Source organism: Methylopila turkensis, assembly GCF_027922325.1.
Lineage (GTDB): Bacteria > Pseudomonadota > Alphaproteobacteria > Rhizobiales > Methylopilaceae > Methylopila > Methylopila turkensis.
This window is the reverse complement of sequence record NZ_BSFL01000001.1, coordinates 552504-567985: the sequence shown is the minus strand read 5'-3', so window position 1 is coordinate 567985 and position 15482 is coordinate 552504. Positions and strand designations below refer to the sequence as shown.

The following is a 15482-nucleotide window of genomic DNA, read 5'->3' as shown; positions in this document are numbered from 1 at the left end:
TTATGGCCGACATCACGCTCAATTCCGCGGTCCGGTCGAACCTGCGCTCGATGCAGCAGACGACCGAACTGCTCAACCGAACCGAAGAGCGCCTTTCGACCGGCAAGAAGGTCAACTCGGCGCTGGACAATCCCGCGAGCTTCTTCACCGCACAGTCGTTGGACCGGCGGGCGAGCGATCTCGGAACGTTGCTCGACAACGTCAAGAACTCGATCCAGACGCTCGAAGCGGCCGACAACGGCATCAAGGCGATCACGGACCTCGTGGAATCGCTGAAGTCGACGGCCCGCTCCGCCCAGCAGTCGCCGCTTGCGGTGTCGACCAAGGCGAGCCTGACGTCGGCGACCATGAACGGGCTCAGCGGCGACAACCTGCTGTCGATGAACACGGTGACGCCCGCGGTTCCGACGACGTTCGACGGACTTGAGGACGTCGACGCGACCCATTCGGGCGGCGCGCTGACGGTCAACGGCGCGACGGTCAACATCGCCGCAAACGCCACCGCCGCGCAGGTGAAGACCGCGATCGACTCGCTCAACATCTCCGGGCTGAACGTCGTCGACAACGCCGGCACGCTCGAGTTCGAGCTCGAAAGCGGCGCCGACCTCAGCATCGAGGGCTCGTCCGCCCTGCTCGACTCGCTCGGCCTGATCGCCGACGGCGGGACCGCGACCAGCGCCGGCTCCACCAACGGGACGCTGTCGACCACGGCGAGCGGCGACAGCCTGCTGAAGGACGAGACGCTCACCTTCACCGACAGGTTCGGCGCGCTGAAGACCGTCACCTTCGCCTCGTCGCCCGGCGCCAACAACGTCGACACGATCGACGAGCTGAACGCGTGGCTGCTCAACAACGACGTGCAGCTGACCGCGTCGATCCCGAAGGAAGGCGAGGCCGGCGCCACGCTTGCGTTCCAGACCACGAACGCGATCGCGGCCGACACGCCGATCGCGGCCACCGGCACCGCCACGGGCGCCGGCGCGGTCTTCGGCAGCGGCGGCTTCGCGGCGCCGGTGCTCGACCAGGACGCCGCCACCAAGCGCTCGAACTTCGCCACCGACTACAACGAGTTCCTGGGCGAGATCGCGAAGCTCGCCAAGGACGCCACCTACAACGGCGTCAACCTGCTGAACGGCGACGATCTCGACGTCATCTTCAACGAGGACGGCTCGTCACGGCTCGAGGTCAAGGGCGTGCAGTTCGACGCGGAAGGGCTTGGCCTCGCCGCGATCACCGCCGAGGACTTCTACGACTCGGACTCGATCGAGAAGATCATCGACAAGCTCGAGGCGGCCTTCGCGACCATCGAGGCGCAGTCCGCCAAGTTCGGCTCGCAGCTTGCGATCGTGCAGACCCGCGAGACCTTCACGAAGGACATGATCGGCACCCTCCAGGACGGCTCGCTGTCGCTGGTCGGCGCCGACACCAACGAAGAGGCCGCGAACCTCGCGACGCTGCAGACGCGCCAGCAGCTGATCGTGTCTTCGCTCTCGATCTCGACCCAGCAGGAATCGGCGGTGCTGCAGCTTCTGCAGTAAGGCGCCTAGCTTCCTTCTCGGGCGGAGCGGCGGACGTCCGGTCGGGCGTCCGCCGCTCGCCGTTTCAGGACCTTAAGCCACGGAGGACGCGCATGACCCTCAAGGTGGAGTTGAAGCCCGGGGAGCGGATCGTCATCGGACGTTCCGTGGTCACCAACGGCGCCGCCCGGACACAGCTGCTGATCGACGGCGGCGATCCGGTGCTGCGCGAGCGCGACATCCTGCAGGAGCGCGACGCCGACACGCCGGCCAAGCGCATCTATTACACCGTCCAGATGATGTACATGGCCGGCTCGATCGAGAAGGTCAGCAAGATCTACAGCGCGCTGACGCGCGACGCCGTGAAGGCCGCTCCGAGCATGCTTCCCCTGATCGACCGCATAAATAACCACGTCTTAACAGGCGCGCTTTACAAAGCTTTGCGTGAGGCGCGCAGTCTCGTGGCGCACGAGAAGGGAATCTTCGAGCATGCAGAACGGAGCGCAGGCGTACGCGCGGATGGCGCAAACGACGGCTAACCCGCGCGAGCGCGAGGCCCAACTGCTGCTGAGGGCGGCGGCTCGGTTCGCCGCCGCGCAGACCGCGGAACCCTTCGACCGCACCGCCGCCCGCGAGGCGGCGACCTTCAACCGAAAGCTCTGGACCGTCTTCCTCAGCTCCGTGCTGCGCGCAGAGAACCCTCTCGACGCCGCCACCAAGATGAACATCAAGAAGATCGCGATGTTCGTGCTCGACCGCTGCCACAGCCTCGAGATCAATCCCTCCGCCGAGCCAATGTCGGCGCTGATCAACATCAACCGCAATCTCGCGGAAGGCCTGCGCGGCTGATCCCGACAGAGCGCTGACCACGGCTCCGCGCGCTGGTCAGAGCGCGGAGCAGGTGCTCGGCAGCGCCCGCAGCGCGAGGTCGGCGACGCGGTGGAGCTCGGCCCGGTCGGCGCCGGACGAGGCCTTCACGGCCATGCCGAGGCCGACCGCCATCACGTAGCGCGCCCAGTCGGCCGGGTCCTCCTCGGGCGGAAGCTCGCCGTCCGCCGCGGCCTTGTCGAGCCGTTCCCGCAGCGTGCGTTCGCTGAGCGAGCGCCGGGCGACGAGTTCGTCGCGGATGGTGGAGCCGGCCTCGCCGCAGGCGACGCCGCTGTTGACGCCGAGGCAGCCCGGCGGGTGCATCGGGTCGGTCAGGACGTCCGCGTAGCCCTTGAGGAGGCGTTCGATCGCGCGCCGCGCGGTCGGCTCGGCGAGGGCGTCCGCGACGAAGCAGAGATGGCTCTGCTCGTAGCGGTCCAGCACCTTGCGGAACAGCTCCTCCTTGTTGCCGTAGGTGGCGTAGAGGCTAGGGCGCGTGATGCCCATCGCGTCCGTGAGGTCGCTCAGCGACGCGCCTTCGTAGCCGTGACGCCAGAACACCTCCAGCGCCGCGCACAGCGCCTCGTCGACGTCGAATTCCTTGGGCCTGCCCATCTCCGCAAACTTTCCAGAGGTTTTGTACCGATCGATATAGTGAGCCTTGCCGCCGGCGTCGAGCCGGCCATTCGGCGGGGCTGATCGGCGTCCTGCGTATCAGGCGGGCGTGGCGGCCGGGGGCAGGGGGCGGAGCGGCTCGGCCGCCGGCTCCGGTTCGGCCGCGCGGGGCGCAGCCGCAGGGGTCGTAGGCGCGGGCCCCGGCGACGCGCCGCCCGTGGGCGGAACCTCGGAAGCGGGGTCTCCGCCTGGGCTGTCCGGCGGTGCGGCTGGCCGGTCCGGCGTCGGCCCAGACGGGAGGCCGCGGCCGAGGCCGAGGCGCTCCAGCATGCCGCGGGCGATCTCGCGCTCGCCCATGATCACCTCGTTCGCCCCGAGCTTCTCCAGATGCTCGATCTCGGCGTAGGCGTGGGCGCGAGCGAGGATGACGAGGTTCGGGTTGAGCTTGCGGGCCTGCTCCACCACCTGGCCGGCCTCGAACGCATTGGGGATCGCGACCACAAGCCGGGACGCCCTGTCGAGCCCGGCGAGCGCCAGCACGTCGGACGCCGCGGCGTTGCCGACGATGGTCTCGGCGCCGGACTCCTTGAGCGCGGCGATCGGCTTCTCGGCGTCCTCCACCACGAGGAACGGCACGCCCGCGGCCTTGAGCTGTTCGCCCACCAGCGCGCCGACGCGGCCGTAGCCCACGAGCACGATGTGCCCGCTCAGGGCCGTCGCCTGCTGCGGCGCGTCCTCGTCCGCGACCGCGGCGGCGCGTTCGGCCTCAACCGTCGCGACCGACGGTTCGGCCGCGGCCGGCGCCGGGCCGCCGTCGGGCGAGACCAGCGGCTTGGTTCGGTCGACGTCGAGCTCGGGGCCGGACGTGTCGGGCTGCGCCACGGCGACCTTCGGCGATCCCCGGACGATCCGCGCCTCGAGCCACGGCTTCAGCCGTTCGACCAGCACGAACATGATCGGATTGAACACGATCGACAGCAGCGCGCCGGCGAGGATCAGGTCGCGGCCTTCCTCCGGCAGCAGCTTCAGGCCGACGCCGAGCTCGGCCAGGATGAAGGAGAACTCGCCGATCTGCGCGAGGCTCGCCGAGATCGTCAACGCCGTTCCGACCGTGCGGTTGAAGGCGATGACGATCAGGAAGGCCGCGAGCGACTTGCCGATGACGATAATCGCGAAGGTCGCGACCACCGGGCCAGGGTCGCGCAGCAAGATCGTCGGATCGAACAGCATGCCGACCGAGACGAAGAACAGCACGGCGAAGGCGTCGCGCAGCGGCAGGCTTTCCTGCGCGGCGCGGTGCGACAGCTCGCTCTCGGACAGGATCATGCCGGCGAAGAAGGCGCCGAGCGCCAGCGAGACGCCGAACAGCTTGGCCGCGCCGAACGCCACGCCGAGCGCGATCGCGAGCACGCCGAGACGGAACAGCTCGCGCGAGCCGGTGTGCGCGATCCGGTGCAGCACGGCCGGGATGACGCGCCGGCCGACGATCAGCATGAAGGCGACGAAGGCCGCGACCTTGACGAGCGTCAGGGCCAGCACGCCCACGAGGCCGAGATCCATGCCGAGCGCGCGGCTGACCAGCGTCGCGAGCGGATCGCCGCCGCCGTGGCCGCCGCCATCCCCGCCTGCGATGCTGGCGACGGCCGGGATGAGCACCAGCGCCAGAACCATCGCGAGATCTTCGACGATGAGCCAGCCGACCGCGATCTTGCCGCGCTCGCTCTCGACCAGACGGCGCTCCTGCAGCGCTTTCAGAAGGACGACGGTGGAGGCGACGGAGAGCGCGAGGCCGAACACCAGGCCGCCGCCGTGGCTCCAGCCGAGCGCCATGCCGAGGCCCCAGCCGAGCAGCGTGGCGAAACCCATCTGGACCACCGCGCCGGGCACCGCGATGCCGCGCACCGAGAGCAGGTCCTTCAGCGAGAAGTGCAGCCCCACGCCGAACATCAGCAGGATGACGCCGATCTCGGCGAGTTCGGGCGCGAGCTGCTGGTCCGCGACGTAGCCGGGCGTGTGGGGTCCCACGAGCACGCCCGCGACGAGATAGCCGACGAGAGGAGGAAGCTTGAGCCGATTGGCGAGAGCCCCGAGCACGAAGGCGAGCACGAAGCCCGCGACCAGCGTCGAGATCAGCGGCGTCTCATGCGGCATTCACGTCTCCTTCGCGGCGGCGTGCGGCGGTTATCGCTTCATCTAGACCCTGCCGGCCAGATTCGCTCCTGGCGATTGTCCGGAAAGACCATAGGTCGCGCCGCTTGGAAGCCGCTGCGCGGCGCCCGCGACGGGACGGACGCGCGGTTCGGCCGCTACTTTTAATAGGCCTCTGCTGCCGCGCCGGCCCGTTATAGCCCGCTCATGAGGGATTTATCGAGAGCGACTTCGTTTTCGACTTGCAAAATTATGCGAACGGGCTCAATCCCTGATTAGCGAAAGAGGAGTTCCAATCGAAATGAGCGAAGAGATCGATTACGTCACCCTGGCGGCCGATGTCGTGAGCGCCTACGTCAGCAACAATTCGGTCGCCGCGGCCGATCTCCCGGGTCTGATCCAGACGGTGCACGGCGCGCTCGCCGCCGCTGCGACCGGCGCGACCAAGGAGCCTGTCGTCGAGCTTACGCCGGCGGTGCCGATCAAGAAGTCGGTTGGCCCCGATTTCATCATCTGCCTGGAAGACGGCAAGAAGTTCAAGTCGTTGAAGCGTCATCTGCGCACCGCTTACGACATGACCCCGGCCGATTACCGCGCCAAGTGGGGTCTGCCGGCCGACTATCCCATGGTCGCCCCGAACTATGCCGCCGCCCGCTCGGCGCTCGCAAAGAAGGCCGGCCTCGGCCAGCAGCGCAGCAAGGCGGCCGCCGCCGCTCCGGCCCCGGCTCCGGCCAAGCGCGGCCGCAAGGCCGCGGCCTGATCTTCGCACTGCGGCGCCGAGCGCCGCGGAGCGGTTCGTGATGAGACCTCTTCGGCGGATCCGCTAACCTGTGAAACGCCTCGGCCCCCGCCGGGGCGTTTTGCGTTGCGGGGCCGGAAAACGTGCAGCCGGGCGCCCCGCCGCCTGCAGAATGGGCTTAGCCCGGCCGCGGCGCGGGTCTAGACTGCCGGCGCCCAAGATGTGGACTGCGGGAGGCGGCCGTGACGGCGTACCGATGCGACCTCGGCGGCGAACGTTACGCGTTCGACGATCTGAAGACCGTTCTGGCCAAGGCCTCGCCCCGGCGCTCGGGCGACGAACTCGCCGGCCTCGCCGCCGAAACCGACGCGGAGCGCATCGCCGCCCGCTACGTGCTGGCCGACCTGCCGCTCAAGGTCTTCCTCGACGAGGCGTTGGTGCCTTACGAGGACGACGAGGTCACCCGCCTCATCATCGACGGCCGCGACGCGGACGCGTTCCGCCCGATCGCCCATCTCACCGTCGGCGGCTTCCGCGACTGGCTTCTCGGCCACGAGGCCGACGGCGAGGCCCTCGCGGCCGTCTCGCCCGGCCTCACGCCCGAGATGGTCGCCGCGGTCTCCAAGCTGATGCGCAACCAGGACCTGATCGCGGTGGCGCGCAAGCGCCGCGTGGTCACCGCCTTCCGCACCACGCTCGGGCTGCCTGGCCGGCTGGGCTCGCGGCTGCAGCCGAACCACCCGACCGACGACCTGCGCGGCATCGCGGTCTCGGTGCTCGACGGCCTGCTCTACGGCGTCGGCGACGCCGTGATCGGCATCAACCCCGCGACCGACAACGTGCCGAACGCGATCGCGCTGATGGAGATGCTCGACGCGCTGCGCCAGTCCTACGACATCCCGGCCCAGACCTGCGTGCTGACCCACGTGACCAACGCCATCGAGATCATGAACCGGCGCGCGCCGGTCGACCTCGTGTTCCAGTCGGTGGCGGGCTCGGAGGCCGCGAACCGCGGCTTCGGCGTCGACCTCGCCGTGCTGAAGGAGGCCCATGAGGCGGCGCTGGCGCTGCAGCGCGGCACGGTCGGCCAGAACGTGATGTATTTCGAGACCGGGCAGGGCGCCGCGCTTTCCGCCGACGCCCATCACGGCGTCGACCAGCAGACCATGGAGGCGCGCGCCTACGCGGTCGCCCGCGCATTCGATCCGATGATCGTCAACACCGTGGTCGGCTTCATCGGCCCGGAATATCTCTACGACGGCAAGCAGATCATCCGCGCCGGACTGGAAGACCACTTCTGCGGCAAGCTGCTCGGCCTGCCGATGGGCTGCGACGTCTGCTACACCAACCACGCCGAGGCCGACCAGGACGACATGGACGGCCTGATGACGCTGCTGACGGTGGCGGGCTGCACCTTCCTGATCGCGGTGCCGGGCGCCGACGACGTGATGCTCAACTACCAGAGCCTGTCGTTCCACGACCTGCTGTACCTGCGCGCGACCATGGGCGTGAAGGCCGCGCCCGAGTTCGAGGCTTGGCTGGAGCGCATGGGCATGGTGGGGCCCGAGGGGCGCATCAACGAGCTCACGCTGTCCGATCCGCGCATGTCGCGGCTGCTCGACCAGACCCGCCGCGTGGCCTGACCGGAGACCTCAAGCCCATGGCCGACGCCCCCGGCAACGTGACCGATCTCTGGAGCCCGCTCCGGGCCGCCACCTCCGCCCGCGTCGGCCTTGGCCGCAGCGGCGACGCGCAGCCGCTGCGCGCCGTGCTCGAATTCCAGCAGGCCCACGCCAAGGCGCGTGACGCCGTGCATCTGCCGCTCGACGTGGACGCGCTGACGGCTGAGCTCGGGCCCCACAGGGTCGTTCAGGTCGAGAGCGCGGCGGCCGATCGGTCGACCTATCTCCGCCGCCCCGATCTCGGCCGGCGGCTGGACGAGGCCTCGGCCGAAGCGCTCGACGCCGAGGAGAAGGGCTTCGACGTCGTGTTCGTGATCGGCGACGGCCTGTCGGCGACCGCCGTGCAGACCCACGCCGCGGCGCTGCTGCACGCCGCGGTCGAACGCCTCGGCGGGTTGTCGGTCGGGCCGGTCGTCGTGGCGCGGCAGGCCCGCGTCGCGCTCGGCGACGAGGTCGGCGAGCGGCTCAAGGCGAAGCTCGTTGCCGTGCTGATCGGCGAGCGGCCGGGCCTCAGCGTCGCGGAGAGCCTCGGCGTCTACCTCACCTTCGATCCCCGCCGCGGGCGCCGCGACAGCGAGCGCAACTGCATCTCCAACGTCCACCGGCTCGGCGGCCTCTCCTACGCGCTCGCCGCCGACAAGCTCGCCTGGCTCGCCCGCGAGGCGCTGCGCCTCGGCCTCACCGGCGTCAAGCTCAAGGACGACGTCGACCTGCTCGCCGCCGCTGCCGGATCGCCGGCGCTCGAAGGCGGCTGACGGGGCCGCCCCACGCCCTCTGCTGTGGCGCGGCGGACTCAGGCCGCGCCCAATCGACAGGCCCGGCGCGACGGGCCACGCCCGCGTCATGTTTCGCCGCGACTGATCGACGTGAGGCCGCGCGCGGCGCCGGAGGCGTAACGGCTCTTTAAGCCTAACGGAACCTTCGGTTAACCGGGAGGATGCTATGGATCGCTCAACCGAAAGCCACAAGGAGTCATCGGGGATGTTGCGTACCATGCGTTTGGGCGGAAGCGGCAAGGTCGCCGCCGCCATCTGCGCGACGCTGCTTCTGGCGGCCTGCGCGAAGAAGGGGCCCGGCGACGGGATGGACGGCGCGGGCGGGGGCTATGGCGCGGGCGGCCGCGGCGGCCCTCCCGGCAGCCAGCAGGACTTCGTCGTGAACGTCGGCGATCGCGTGTTCTTCGAGACCGATTCGACCGAGCTGACCTCGACCGCCCGCTCGACGCTGGACAAGCAGGCGCAGTGGCTGTCGCGCTATCCCCGCTACTCCATCCTGATCGAGGGCCACGCCGACGAGCGCGGCACGCGCGAGTACAACTTCGCGCTCGGCGCCCGCCGCAGCCAGGTCACCCGCGACTACCTCGCGGCCCGCGGCGTCTCGGCCGGCCGCGTGCGCACCACGTCCTACGGCAAGGAGCGTCCGGTCGCGGTGTGCGACGACATCTCCTGCTGGTCGCAGAACCGCCGCGCCGTCACCGCGCTGCAGGGTTCCGCCGGCTACTGACGCATAAGTGTCTCCGCCGGCGGGGGTCTTGCGCCCGCCGGCGGAAACAGCCCTAATTCAGCCGAACTCACGACGTAAGCGGCTCGTATCGCTCACATCCGGCTGGGAACGTCCGCCCCCATGCACATCGCTCCGCGCTTCCCGCTCGTCCGACGTTTCGCGCTTGGCGCCGCGCTCGCATGCGCGCCCATGACCGCGGCGCTCGCCCTGGACGCCGAGGCGGCCGAGGAGCGCGGCTGGATCGAACGTCGCGTCGACGGGCTCGAGCGCAGCCTCGCCTTCTTCGGCGGCGGCGGGCGCGAGGAGCGCCCGTCCTCCAACGTGCAGCAGGCGCAGTCGTCGATGGCGGACATCGCGGTGCGGCTCGACCGGCTGGAGAACCAGATGCGCCAGCTCAACGGCCGCATCGAGGAACTGGGGTTCCAGATCAAGCGCGGCGAAGAGACCCAGAAGCGGTTCCAGAGCGACGCCGAGTTCCGCTTCCAGGACCTCGAGAGCGGCAAGGGCGGCGCCGGAGCGGCGAAGCCAGGCCGACGCGGCGACGCCGGCCCGGCGGTTCCCGGCGCTGGCGGCGGCGCGACCGCAGGCGCGGCCGGCCCGGCTCAGGCGCCTTCCAACCTCGGCTCCGCCCCCTCCAATCTCGGCGCGCCGCGCGATTCGATCGGCGGCCTGATCGACGACGGCCCGGGCGACGACCCCAGCGGCCCGATGCGCATCACCCCGCCCGGCGCGGCGGCTCCCGACCGCACCGCGACCGGCCCCACCGGCGCGCTGCCGCCGCGCGGCGCATCGCAGGGGCAGGGCGGCATGTCGGTCGGCACCGGCGACCCGCGCGACCAGTTCGACATGGGCGTCGGCTTCATGCAGCGCCGCGACTACGAACTCGCCGAGCAGACCTTCCGCGAGTTCCTGCGCGCGAACCCGAACGACCCGAAGGCCGCGGAAGCGCGCTATTGGCTGGGAGAGAGCCTCTACCAGCGCCGGCAGTACACCGACGCCGCCGACAGCTTCTACAAGATTTATGTGGACGCGCCGCAGTCGGCCAAGGCGCCGGAGAGCATGCTGAAGCTCGGCATGTCGCTGAACGGCATGGGCAAGAAGGAAGAGGCCTGCGCCACCATCGCGGAGGCCGGCAAGAAGTACAGCCGCATCCGCTCCCAGAGCGACCGCGAGTTCAAGCGCATCGCCTGCTGACCTTCCGCGCCTGCCGACGCCCATCTCGATCGCCGCGCCGCCAGTCGCGCTCGCGTCACGCCCGGCGAAGCCGGCTGTCCACGACTTCCGCGTCGAGCCGCCGATAAAGTTGTGGATGCCCGCGAAGACGCGGGCATGACGGCGCGCTTTCCGCCCTGGCCGCGCGTCTCCATGACGAACGGGGGCTGACGCGGCGCCCGCGCTCAGGTCATCTGGCGCGAGGCTCCTCCGTAACCGGCGGCGTATGACCGACGCGACCTCATCCCTGACGCCGTCCGAATGCGACGCGCTGTTCGACGCCGGCTTCGCCGGCGCCGGTCACGTCGTGCTCGCGGTGTCGGGCGGGGCGGACTCGGTCGCGATGCTGGTTCTGGCCGCGGAGTGGCGGGAGCGTCGCGAGGGCGGTCCGAAGCTTTCCGTCGCGACCGTGGCGCACGGCCTGCGCGCGGAGGCCGTGGACGAGGCCGCCGCTGTGACGCGGCTTTGCGCCGAACGCGGCTTGCCCCATGCGCGGCTCGCCGGCGCGATCCTGCCCGGGCCGGGCGTCGAGGCGCGGGCGCGCGAGGCCCGCTACGCCGCGCTGCTCGCGCACGCCCGCGAGGTCAGGGCCGACGCGATCGCCACCGCCCACACCCGCGACGACCAGGCCGAGACGGTGCTGATGCGGCTCGCCGCCGGCAGCGGCCCGGCCGGCCTCGCGGCCATGCGCCCGCGCGCGGACCGGGGCGGGATCGCGCACCTGCGCCCGCTGCTCTACGCCCCGAAGGCGCGGCTGGTCGCGAGCCTGCAGGAGCGTGGGATCGGCTGGGCCGAGGACGCCATGAACGCCGACCCGGCCTACCTGCGGGCGCGGCTTCGCGGGGCGCGCGACGTGCTGGAGCGGGAAGGCCTGACCTCCGCGCGGCTCGGGGCGCTCGCGGCCCGGATGGCGCGGGTCGAGGACGCGCTGGAGGCCGCGGTCGACGCCGCGGCGGCGGAGCATTTCGTACGGGAGGGGGACGGTGCGCGCCTCGGGCCGGGCTGGGCGAGGCTCGCGGACGAAATCCGCCTGCGCCTGCTCGCTCGCGCGATCGCGGCGGCGGGCGACGGGCTGATCCGCCTCGACCGGCTGGAGCGCCTCTTTACGCGGATCACGGTCGAGTCCGCCGGGGCCGCGACGCTCGCCGGCGCCAAGGTGGTTTGGGCCGACGGCGGCGTCCGCACGTCGCCCGCGCCGCTGCGGCGGGGTTGACGCGTGAGAAACGTCATGCCCGGCGAAGCCGGGTATCCATGACTTTCTGTGGCGCTGAGTTCGACGCCCAAGTCGTGGATACCCGCGCGAAGGCGCGGGCATGACGGCGTCATCGGTGTCGGACGTCGATCACCCGTGCCGCTTCAGGATCGCCTTCACTTCCTCGACCAGCCGGGCTTCCGGCACGGTGACCTGCGCGGGGCGGCTTTCGGTCCACTCGGCGCGGTCGGAGATCGCGGCGGCGGCTTTCGCGCCCTCGATCAGGTCCTTGAGCGTGACTTCGCCCTTCTCGCGTTCGTCCGAGCCCTGGATCACCACGACCGGCGCCTTGCGGCGGTCGGCGTATTTCATCTGCGCCTTCATGCCGGACGAGCCGAGATAGACTTCGGCCGCGACGCCCTCCGCGCGCAGTCGCGCCGCAAGCGCCATCGAGTCGCCGATCCGGTCGCGGTCGAGCGCAAGCACGACCACCGGCCCCGCGGTCTTCGCCGCCTCGTCCGGACCTTTCAGCGCCGCGAGCGCCGCCTGCAGCCGCGACACGCCGATGGAGAAGCCGGTGGCGGGAACGTCCTCGGCCATGAAGCGGCCGACCAGCCCGTCATAGCGCCCGCCGCCGCCGACCGAGCCGAACTGGATCGGTTTTCCGTCGTCGCCCGCGATCTTGAAGGTCAGTTCGGCCTCGAACACCGGGCCGGTGTAGTATTCGAGCCCGCGGACGACGCTGAAATCTAAGCGTATGCGTTCTGAATTATATCCAATTTTATTGCATATATCGCTGATAGCGATCAGCTCGACGATTCCAGAATGAAATGTTGTATTGTCGTTTAAGGAGCTTGTTCGTCCCATCAAGGTCTGAAAATGATTGTCACTCGAAATAAGCTCGCCGCCTTCAGCCGCAGTTAGCAATTGAAGTATCTTATCAATGTCTGGTGCTTCCAGCCCGGCACCCTTCGTAAAGTCTCCACTCTCATCTTCCCGGCCTTCGCCCAAAAGGGCCTTCACGCCTTTAGTGCCCAGCCGGTCCAGCTTGTCGATCGCGCGCAGCACGGTTAGCCGGCGGCCGGCGTTCTCCTCGCCGCCGAGGCCGATCGCCTCCATCACGCCGTCGAGAATCTTGCGGTTGTTGACCTTGATGACGTACTTCCCGCGCAAGCCGAGCGCGTCCAGCGTGTCCGCCATCATCATGCACATCTCGGCGTCGGCGGCGACGCTCGCCGCGCCGACGATGTCGGCGTCGAACTGCAGGAACTGGCGAAAACGGCCGGGGCCGGGCTTCTCGTTGCGGAACACCGGGCCGAAACGGTAGCTGCGGTAGGGCTTCGCGAGCTTCTGGAAGTTCTCCGCCACATGGCGGGCGAGCGGCGCCGTCAGGTCGTAGCGCAGCGACAGCCACTGGTCGTCGTCGTCCTTCAGCGAGAACACGCCGGCGTTCGGGCGGTCCTGATCGGGCAGGAACTTGCCGAGCGCGTCGGTGTATTCGAGGAACGGCGTCTCGACCTCGTCGAAGCCCCAGAGCTCGTAGACCTTGCGGATCTTCTCGACCATGGACCGGGTCGCGGCGAGCTCGGCCGCGCCGCGGTCGGCGAAGCCGCGCGGCGTGCGGGGGGCTGTGAGGTCGGTGCGGCGGGCGGTCATGGGCGTTCAGGCGGTCCGGGCTTGCGGGAGTGCGGGCTCCCTACCGCACCGGGCGCCGCGCGGCAATCTCGGGCGCAAGGCGGCCGCCGCGGGCGGCTCCCGAAAATATCGATAACGGTTTCCGTTACCACGTTGACGCCCCTGTCTCGTTAGCGACCGCGGGCGCGCAATAGGCGTGCGTGCGCTTCTGCGCGCAACTCAGGGGATGCGCATCGTGCCGCCCGCCGCACGTCCCAACCGAGCCCAGGCCTGCTCCCTAAAAGCGCGGCTGCGCGACGCCCGCGGCGCCGCGGCGGTGGAGTTCGCGCTGCTCGCGCCGGTGCTTCTGATGATGATCGCGGGCGTCGTCGCCTACGGGCTCTATTTCGGCCTCGCGAACAGCGTGCAGCAGCTCGCGGCGGACGCCGCCCGCGCCTCCGTCGCCGGGCTCTCCGACGCCGAGCGCGCCCAGCTCGCGAGCGACCGGGTCGCAGCCTCCGCGGGCAGTTACGTCCTGCTCGATCCGGCGCGGGCGACGGTCACCGCGCGGCCTTCGCCGGCCAACGCCGACCTGTTCGAGGTGCAGGTCGCCTACGACGCCTCGGCGCTTGCGATCTGGAGTTTCGGCGGCCTGGTGCCGCTGCCGACGAAGACGATCGTGCGCTCCGCCTCGATCCAGCGCGGGGGCTATTGAGATGCGCGCCCTAGCGCGGCGGTTCCGGCGCGACGAGGGCGGGGCGGTCGCCGTGCTGGTGGCGGCGCTCTGCCTCTGCGCCGCAGGCCTGCTCGCAGTGAGCATCGACGCCGCCAGCATCTATCTCGACCGCAGGAAAGCGCAGAGCGCGGTGGACCTCGCGGCGCTCGCCGCCGCGAGCGATCTCGCCAACGCCGAACGCGCGGCCCGCGCGACGCTCGCCGCCAACGGGGTCGCCGGGCCGCGAGAGTTTCGCCTCACGCTCGGCCAGTACACGCCCGACCCCCGCACCGCGTCCGGCGGCCGGTTCAGGGCCGGGACGACGCCCTACAACGCGGCGAAGGTGGAGATCGGCGTCGACGCGTCCTTCTACTTCGCCAAAGCGTTCCTGTCGCAGAACAGTCTCGTGGTGCGATCCGCGGGCGTGGCCGCCAGCACCCAGCTCGCCTCGTTCTCGATCGGCTCGCGTCTCGCCTCGCTCAACGGCGGCGTCGTCAACGCGCTGCTGTCGAAGCTGCTCGGCGGTTCGGTCTCGCTCAGCGTGATGGACCACAACGCGCTCGCCTCCGCGAAAGTCGAGGTCACGCCGCTGCTGACCGCGCTCGGCGCCCGCGTCAACGTCACGGCGGGGACCTACGGCGACGTGCTGTCGGCGCGGGTCCGCGCGACCGACCTGATCTCGGCGATGGCGGACGTGGCGCAGGGCTCGTCGTCGGTTTCGGCTGCGCTCCGACGGGTCGCGGCTGCCGCCGACGTCACCAGGCTCGTCGACATGACGAAGCTCATCAGCCTCGGCGACTACGCCCGGCTCGCCATCGGCGACGCGACCTCCGCCCTGTCGGCGGGCGTGTCCGCGCTCGACCTGCTCAACGTCGCCGCCCAGGCGGCGAACGGCGCGAACCAGATCGCGCTCGATCTCGGCGCGCAGATTCCGGGCCTCCTTGGCCTGACCGCGACGATCGACATCGGCGAGCGGCCGCAGAACTCGCCCTGGCTCGCCATCGGGAGCGCGGGAACCGTCGTACGCACCGCGCAGACCCGGCTGCGGCTCGCGGCCCAGGTCGGCGGCTCCGGCGCGCTGCTGGGCCGGGTGATCAACCTGCCGATTGCGGTCGATCTCGCGGCGGCGGAGGCGCGCATCTCGGCGATCTCCTGCGGGCGGCAGCCCCGGCTCGACGGCCGGGTCACGGTGCAGGCCACCCCGGCTCTCACCGAGATGTGGGTCGGCGAGCCGGCCAGCGCCTCCGGCTGGTCGGGCTTTTCCGCCAATCCGCAGATGAATCCGGCGACGCTGCTGAACGTGCTCGGTCTGGTCCGGGCGACGGCCGAGGCGCATGCGGCGGCGACCAACGTCGCGCCGACGCCGCTGGTCTTCTCCTATGACGACATCGCGGCCGGCGCCATGAAGTCGGTGAAGACCACGAACGCGGCGCAAACCACGCTGGCCACGCTGGTCGGCGGGCTGAAGGTCAACGTGAGCGTGCTCGGCTTCCTCGGGCTCGGCCTCACCGGCGACGCGCTCGAGTCGCTGCTGAAGCTCACCCTCGCGCCGGTCGGCGCGCTGATCGACCCCGTGCTGAACACGCTGCTCCAGACGCTTGGACTGGCGGTCGGCGAGGCCGACGTCACCGTCCGCGGCCTGCGCTGCGACGGCTCGGCGCTGGTGGGCTGACGCTCC

General features: G+C 70.4%; 14 protein-coding genes. 11 read left to right on the top strand and 3 right to left on the bottom strand.

All coding sequences use genetic code 11. The annotated features are described in order from the left end of the window. Nucleotides 1-2: 2 nt before the first annotated feature. The 3 genes from PKE78_RS02635 (at nucleotide 3) to PKE78_RS02625 (ending at nucleotide 2366) form a co-directional block, all read left to right on the top strand. Nucleotides 3-1538, top strand: coding sequence for a flagellin N-terminal helical domain-containing protein (locus PKE78_RS02635; RefSeq protein ID WP_271199290.1), 1536 nt, complete (start codon nucleotides 3-5; stop codon nucleotides 1536-1538). Nucleotides 1539-1630: 92 nt separating this feature from the next. Beyond that, nucleotides 1631-2056 carry a flagellar biosynthesis repressor FlbT gene (locus tag PKE78_RS02630; protein ID WP_271199289.1) on the top strand — a complete coding sequence of 142 codons (426 nt, stop codon included), beginning with the start codon at nucleotides 1631-1633 and terminating at the stop codon, nucleotides 2054-2056. Continuing rightward, nucleotides 2037-2366 (top strand): flagellar biosynthesis regulator FlaF, encoded by a 330-nt coding sequence (locus PKE78_RS02625; RefSeq protein ID WP_271199288.1) that lies wholly within the window; start codon nucleotides 2037-2039, stop codon nucleotides 2364-2366. The genes PKE78_RS02630 and PKE78_RS02625 overlap by 20 nt, the downstream gene beginning before the upstream one ends. Before the next feature lie 36 nt (nucleotides 2367-2402). Here PKE78_RS02625 and PKE78_RS02620 read toward each other — a convergent pair whose 3' ends face one another. Together PKE78_RS02620 and PKE78_RS02615 are read right to left on the bottom strand one after the other, a co-directional pair. Further along, nucleotides 2403-2999, bottom strand: coding sequence for a TetR/AcrR family transcriptional regulator (locus PKE78_RS02620; protein WP_271199287.1), 597 nt, complete (start codon nucleotides 2997-2999; stop codon nucleotides 2403-2405). 99 nt (nucleotides 3000-3098) lie between these two features. Then, nucleotides 3099-5150: a cation:proton antiporter domain-containing protein gene (locus tag PKE78_RS02615; protein WP_271199286.1), complete on the bottom strand. Its 2052-nt coding sequence runs from the start codon at nucleotides 5148-5150 to the stop codon at nucleotides 3099-3101. A 298-nt stretch (nucleotides 5151-5448) separates the two neighbouring features. Here PKE78_RS02615 and PKE78_RS02610 point away from each other — a divergent pair, with 298 nt between their 5' ends. From PKE78_RS02610 to tilS, 6 genes are all read left to right on the top strand, one after another. Further along, nucleotides 5449-5907: a Ros/MucR family transcriptional regulator gene (locus PKE78_RS02610; RefSeq protein WP_271199285.1), complete on the top strand. Its 459-nt coding sequence runs from the start codon at nucleotides 5449-5451 to the stop codon at nucleotides 5905-5907. Nucleotides 5908-6128: 221 nt separating this feature from the next. Further along, a complete protein-coding gene (locus PKE78_RS02605; RefSeq protein ID WP_271199284.1) occupies nucleotides 6129-7529 on the top strand; it encodes an ethanolamine ammonia-lyase subunit EutB in 1401 nt (466 codons plus the stop codon). A gap of 17 nt (nucleotides 7530-7546) precedes the next feature. Next, nucleotides 7547-8323, top strand: a complete 777-nt coding sequence (gene eutC, locus PKE78_RS02600) for an ethanolamine ammonia-lyase subunit EutC (protein WP_271199283.1) — start codon at nucleotides 7547-7549, stop codon at nucleotides 8321-8323. A 238-nt stretch (nucleotides 8324-8561) separates the two neighbouring features. Further along, complete coding sequence (pal, locus tag PKE78_RS02595; RefSeq protein WP_271199282.1) at nucleotides 8562-9071, top strand: peptidoglycan-associated lipoprotein Pal; 510 nt, start codon at nucleotides 8562-8564, stop codon at nucleotides 9069-9071. Nucleotides 9072-9191: 120 nt separating this feature from the next. Then, the gene (gene ybgF / locus PKE78_RS02590) at nucleotides 9192-10265 is read left to right on the top strand and encodes a tol-pal system protein YbgF (protein ID WP_271199281.1); all 1074 of its coding nucleotides are present in this window, start codon (nucleotides 9192-9194) and stop codon (nucleotides 10263-10265) included. A gap of 244 nt (nucleotides 10266-10509) precedes the next feature. Further along, entirely contained in the window at nucleotides 10510-11496 is a 987-nt protein-coding gene (gene tilS, locus PKE78_RS02585; protein ID WP_271199280.1) for a tRNA lysidine(34) synthetase TilS, read from the top strand. A gap of 129 nt (nucleotides 11497-11625) precedes the next feature. On the opposite strand, the gene hisS is transcribed toward tilS, so the two are convergent. Next, the gene (gene hisS, locus PKE78_RS02580) at nucleotides 11626-13131 is read right to left on the bottom strand and encodes a histidine--tRNA ligase (protein ID WP_271199279.1); all 1506 of its coding nucleotides are present in this window, start codon (nucleotides 13129-13131) and stop codon (nucleotides 11626-11628) included. A 214-nt stretch (nucleotides 13132-13345) separates the two neighbouring features. On the opposite strand from hisS, the gene PKE78_RS02575 reads away from it, so the two are divergent. Next, nucleotides 13346-13804, top strand: coding sequence for a TadE/TadG family type IV pilus assembly protein (locus PKE78_RS02575; protein WP_271199278.1), 459 nt, complete (start codon nucleotides 13346-13348; stop codon nucleotides 13802-13804). Nucleotide 13805: 1 nt separating this feature from the next. After that, nucleotides 13806-15476 carry a TadG family pilus assembly protein gene (locus tag PKE78_RS02570; RefSeq protein ID WP_271199277.1) on the top strand — a complete coding sequence of 557 codons (1671 nt, stop codon included), beginning with the start codon at nucleotides 13806-13808 and terminating at the stop codon, nucleotides 15474-15476. Nucleotides 15477-15482 lie beyond the last annotated feature (6 nt).

Excerpts from the sequence above, each read along its gene's own strand:
- PKE78_RS02635 (WP_271199290.1), top strand. The coding sequence starts at position 3 with ATGGCCGACATCACGCTCAATTCCGCGGTCCGGTCGAACCTGCGCTCG.
- PKE78_RS02630 (WP_271199289.1), top strand. The coding sequence starts at position 1,631 with ATGACCCTCAAGGTGGAGTTGAAGCCCGGGGAGCGGATCGTCATCGGA.
- PKE78_RS02625 (WP_271199288.1), top strand. The coding sequence starts at position 2,037 with ATGGCGCAAACGACGGCTAACCCGCGCGAGCGCGAGGCCCAACTGCTG.
- PKE78_RS02620 (WP_271199287.1), bottom strand. The coding sequence starts at position 2,999 with ATGGGCAGGCCCAAGGAATTCGACGTCGACGAGGCGCTGTGCGCGGCG.
- PKE78_RS02615 (WP_271199286.1), bottom strand. The coding sequence starts at position 5,150 with ATGCCGCATGAGACGCCGCTGATCTCGACGCTGGTCGCGGGCTTCGTG.
- PKE78_RS02610 (WP_271199285.1), top strand. The coding sequence starts at position 5,449 with ATGAGCGAAGAGATCGATTACGTCACCCTGGCGGCCGATGTCGTGAGC.
- eutC (WP_271199283.1), top strand. The coding sequence starts at position 7,547 with ATGGCCGACGCCCCCGGCAACGTGACCGATCTCTGGAGCCCGCTCCGG.
- pal (WP_271199282.1), top strand. The coding sequence starts at position 8,562 with ATGCGTTTGGGCGGAAGCGGCAAGGTCGCCGCCGCCATCTGCGCGACG.
- ybgF (WP_271199281.1), top strand. The coding sequence starts at position 9,192 with ATGCACATCGCTCCGCGCTTCCCGCTCGTCCGACGTTTCGCGCTTGGC.
- tilS (WP_271199280.1), top strand. The coding sequence starts at position 10,510 with ATGACCGACGCGACCTCATCCCTGACGCCGTCCGAATGCGACGCGCTG.
- hisS (WP_271199279.1), bottom strand. The coding sequence starts at position 13,131 with ATGACCGCCCGCCGCACCGACCTCACAGCCCCCCGCACGCCGCGCGGC.
- PKE78_RS02570 (WP_271199277.1), top strand. The coding sequence starts at position 13,806 with ATGCGCGCCCTAGCGCGGCGGTTCCGGCGCGACGAGGGCGGGGCGGTC.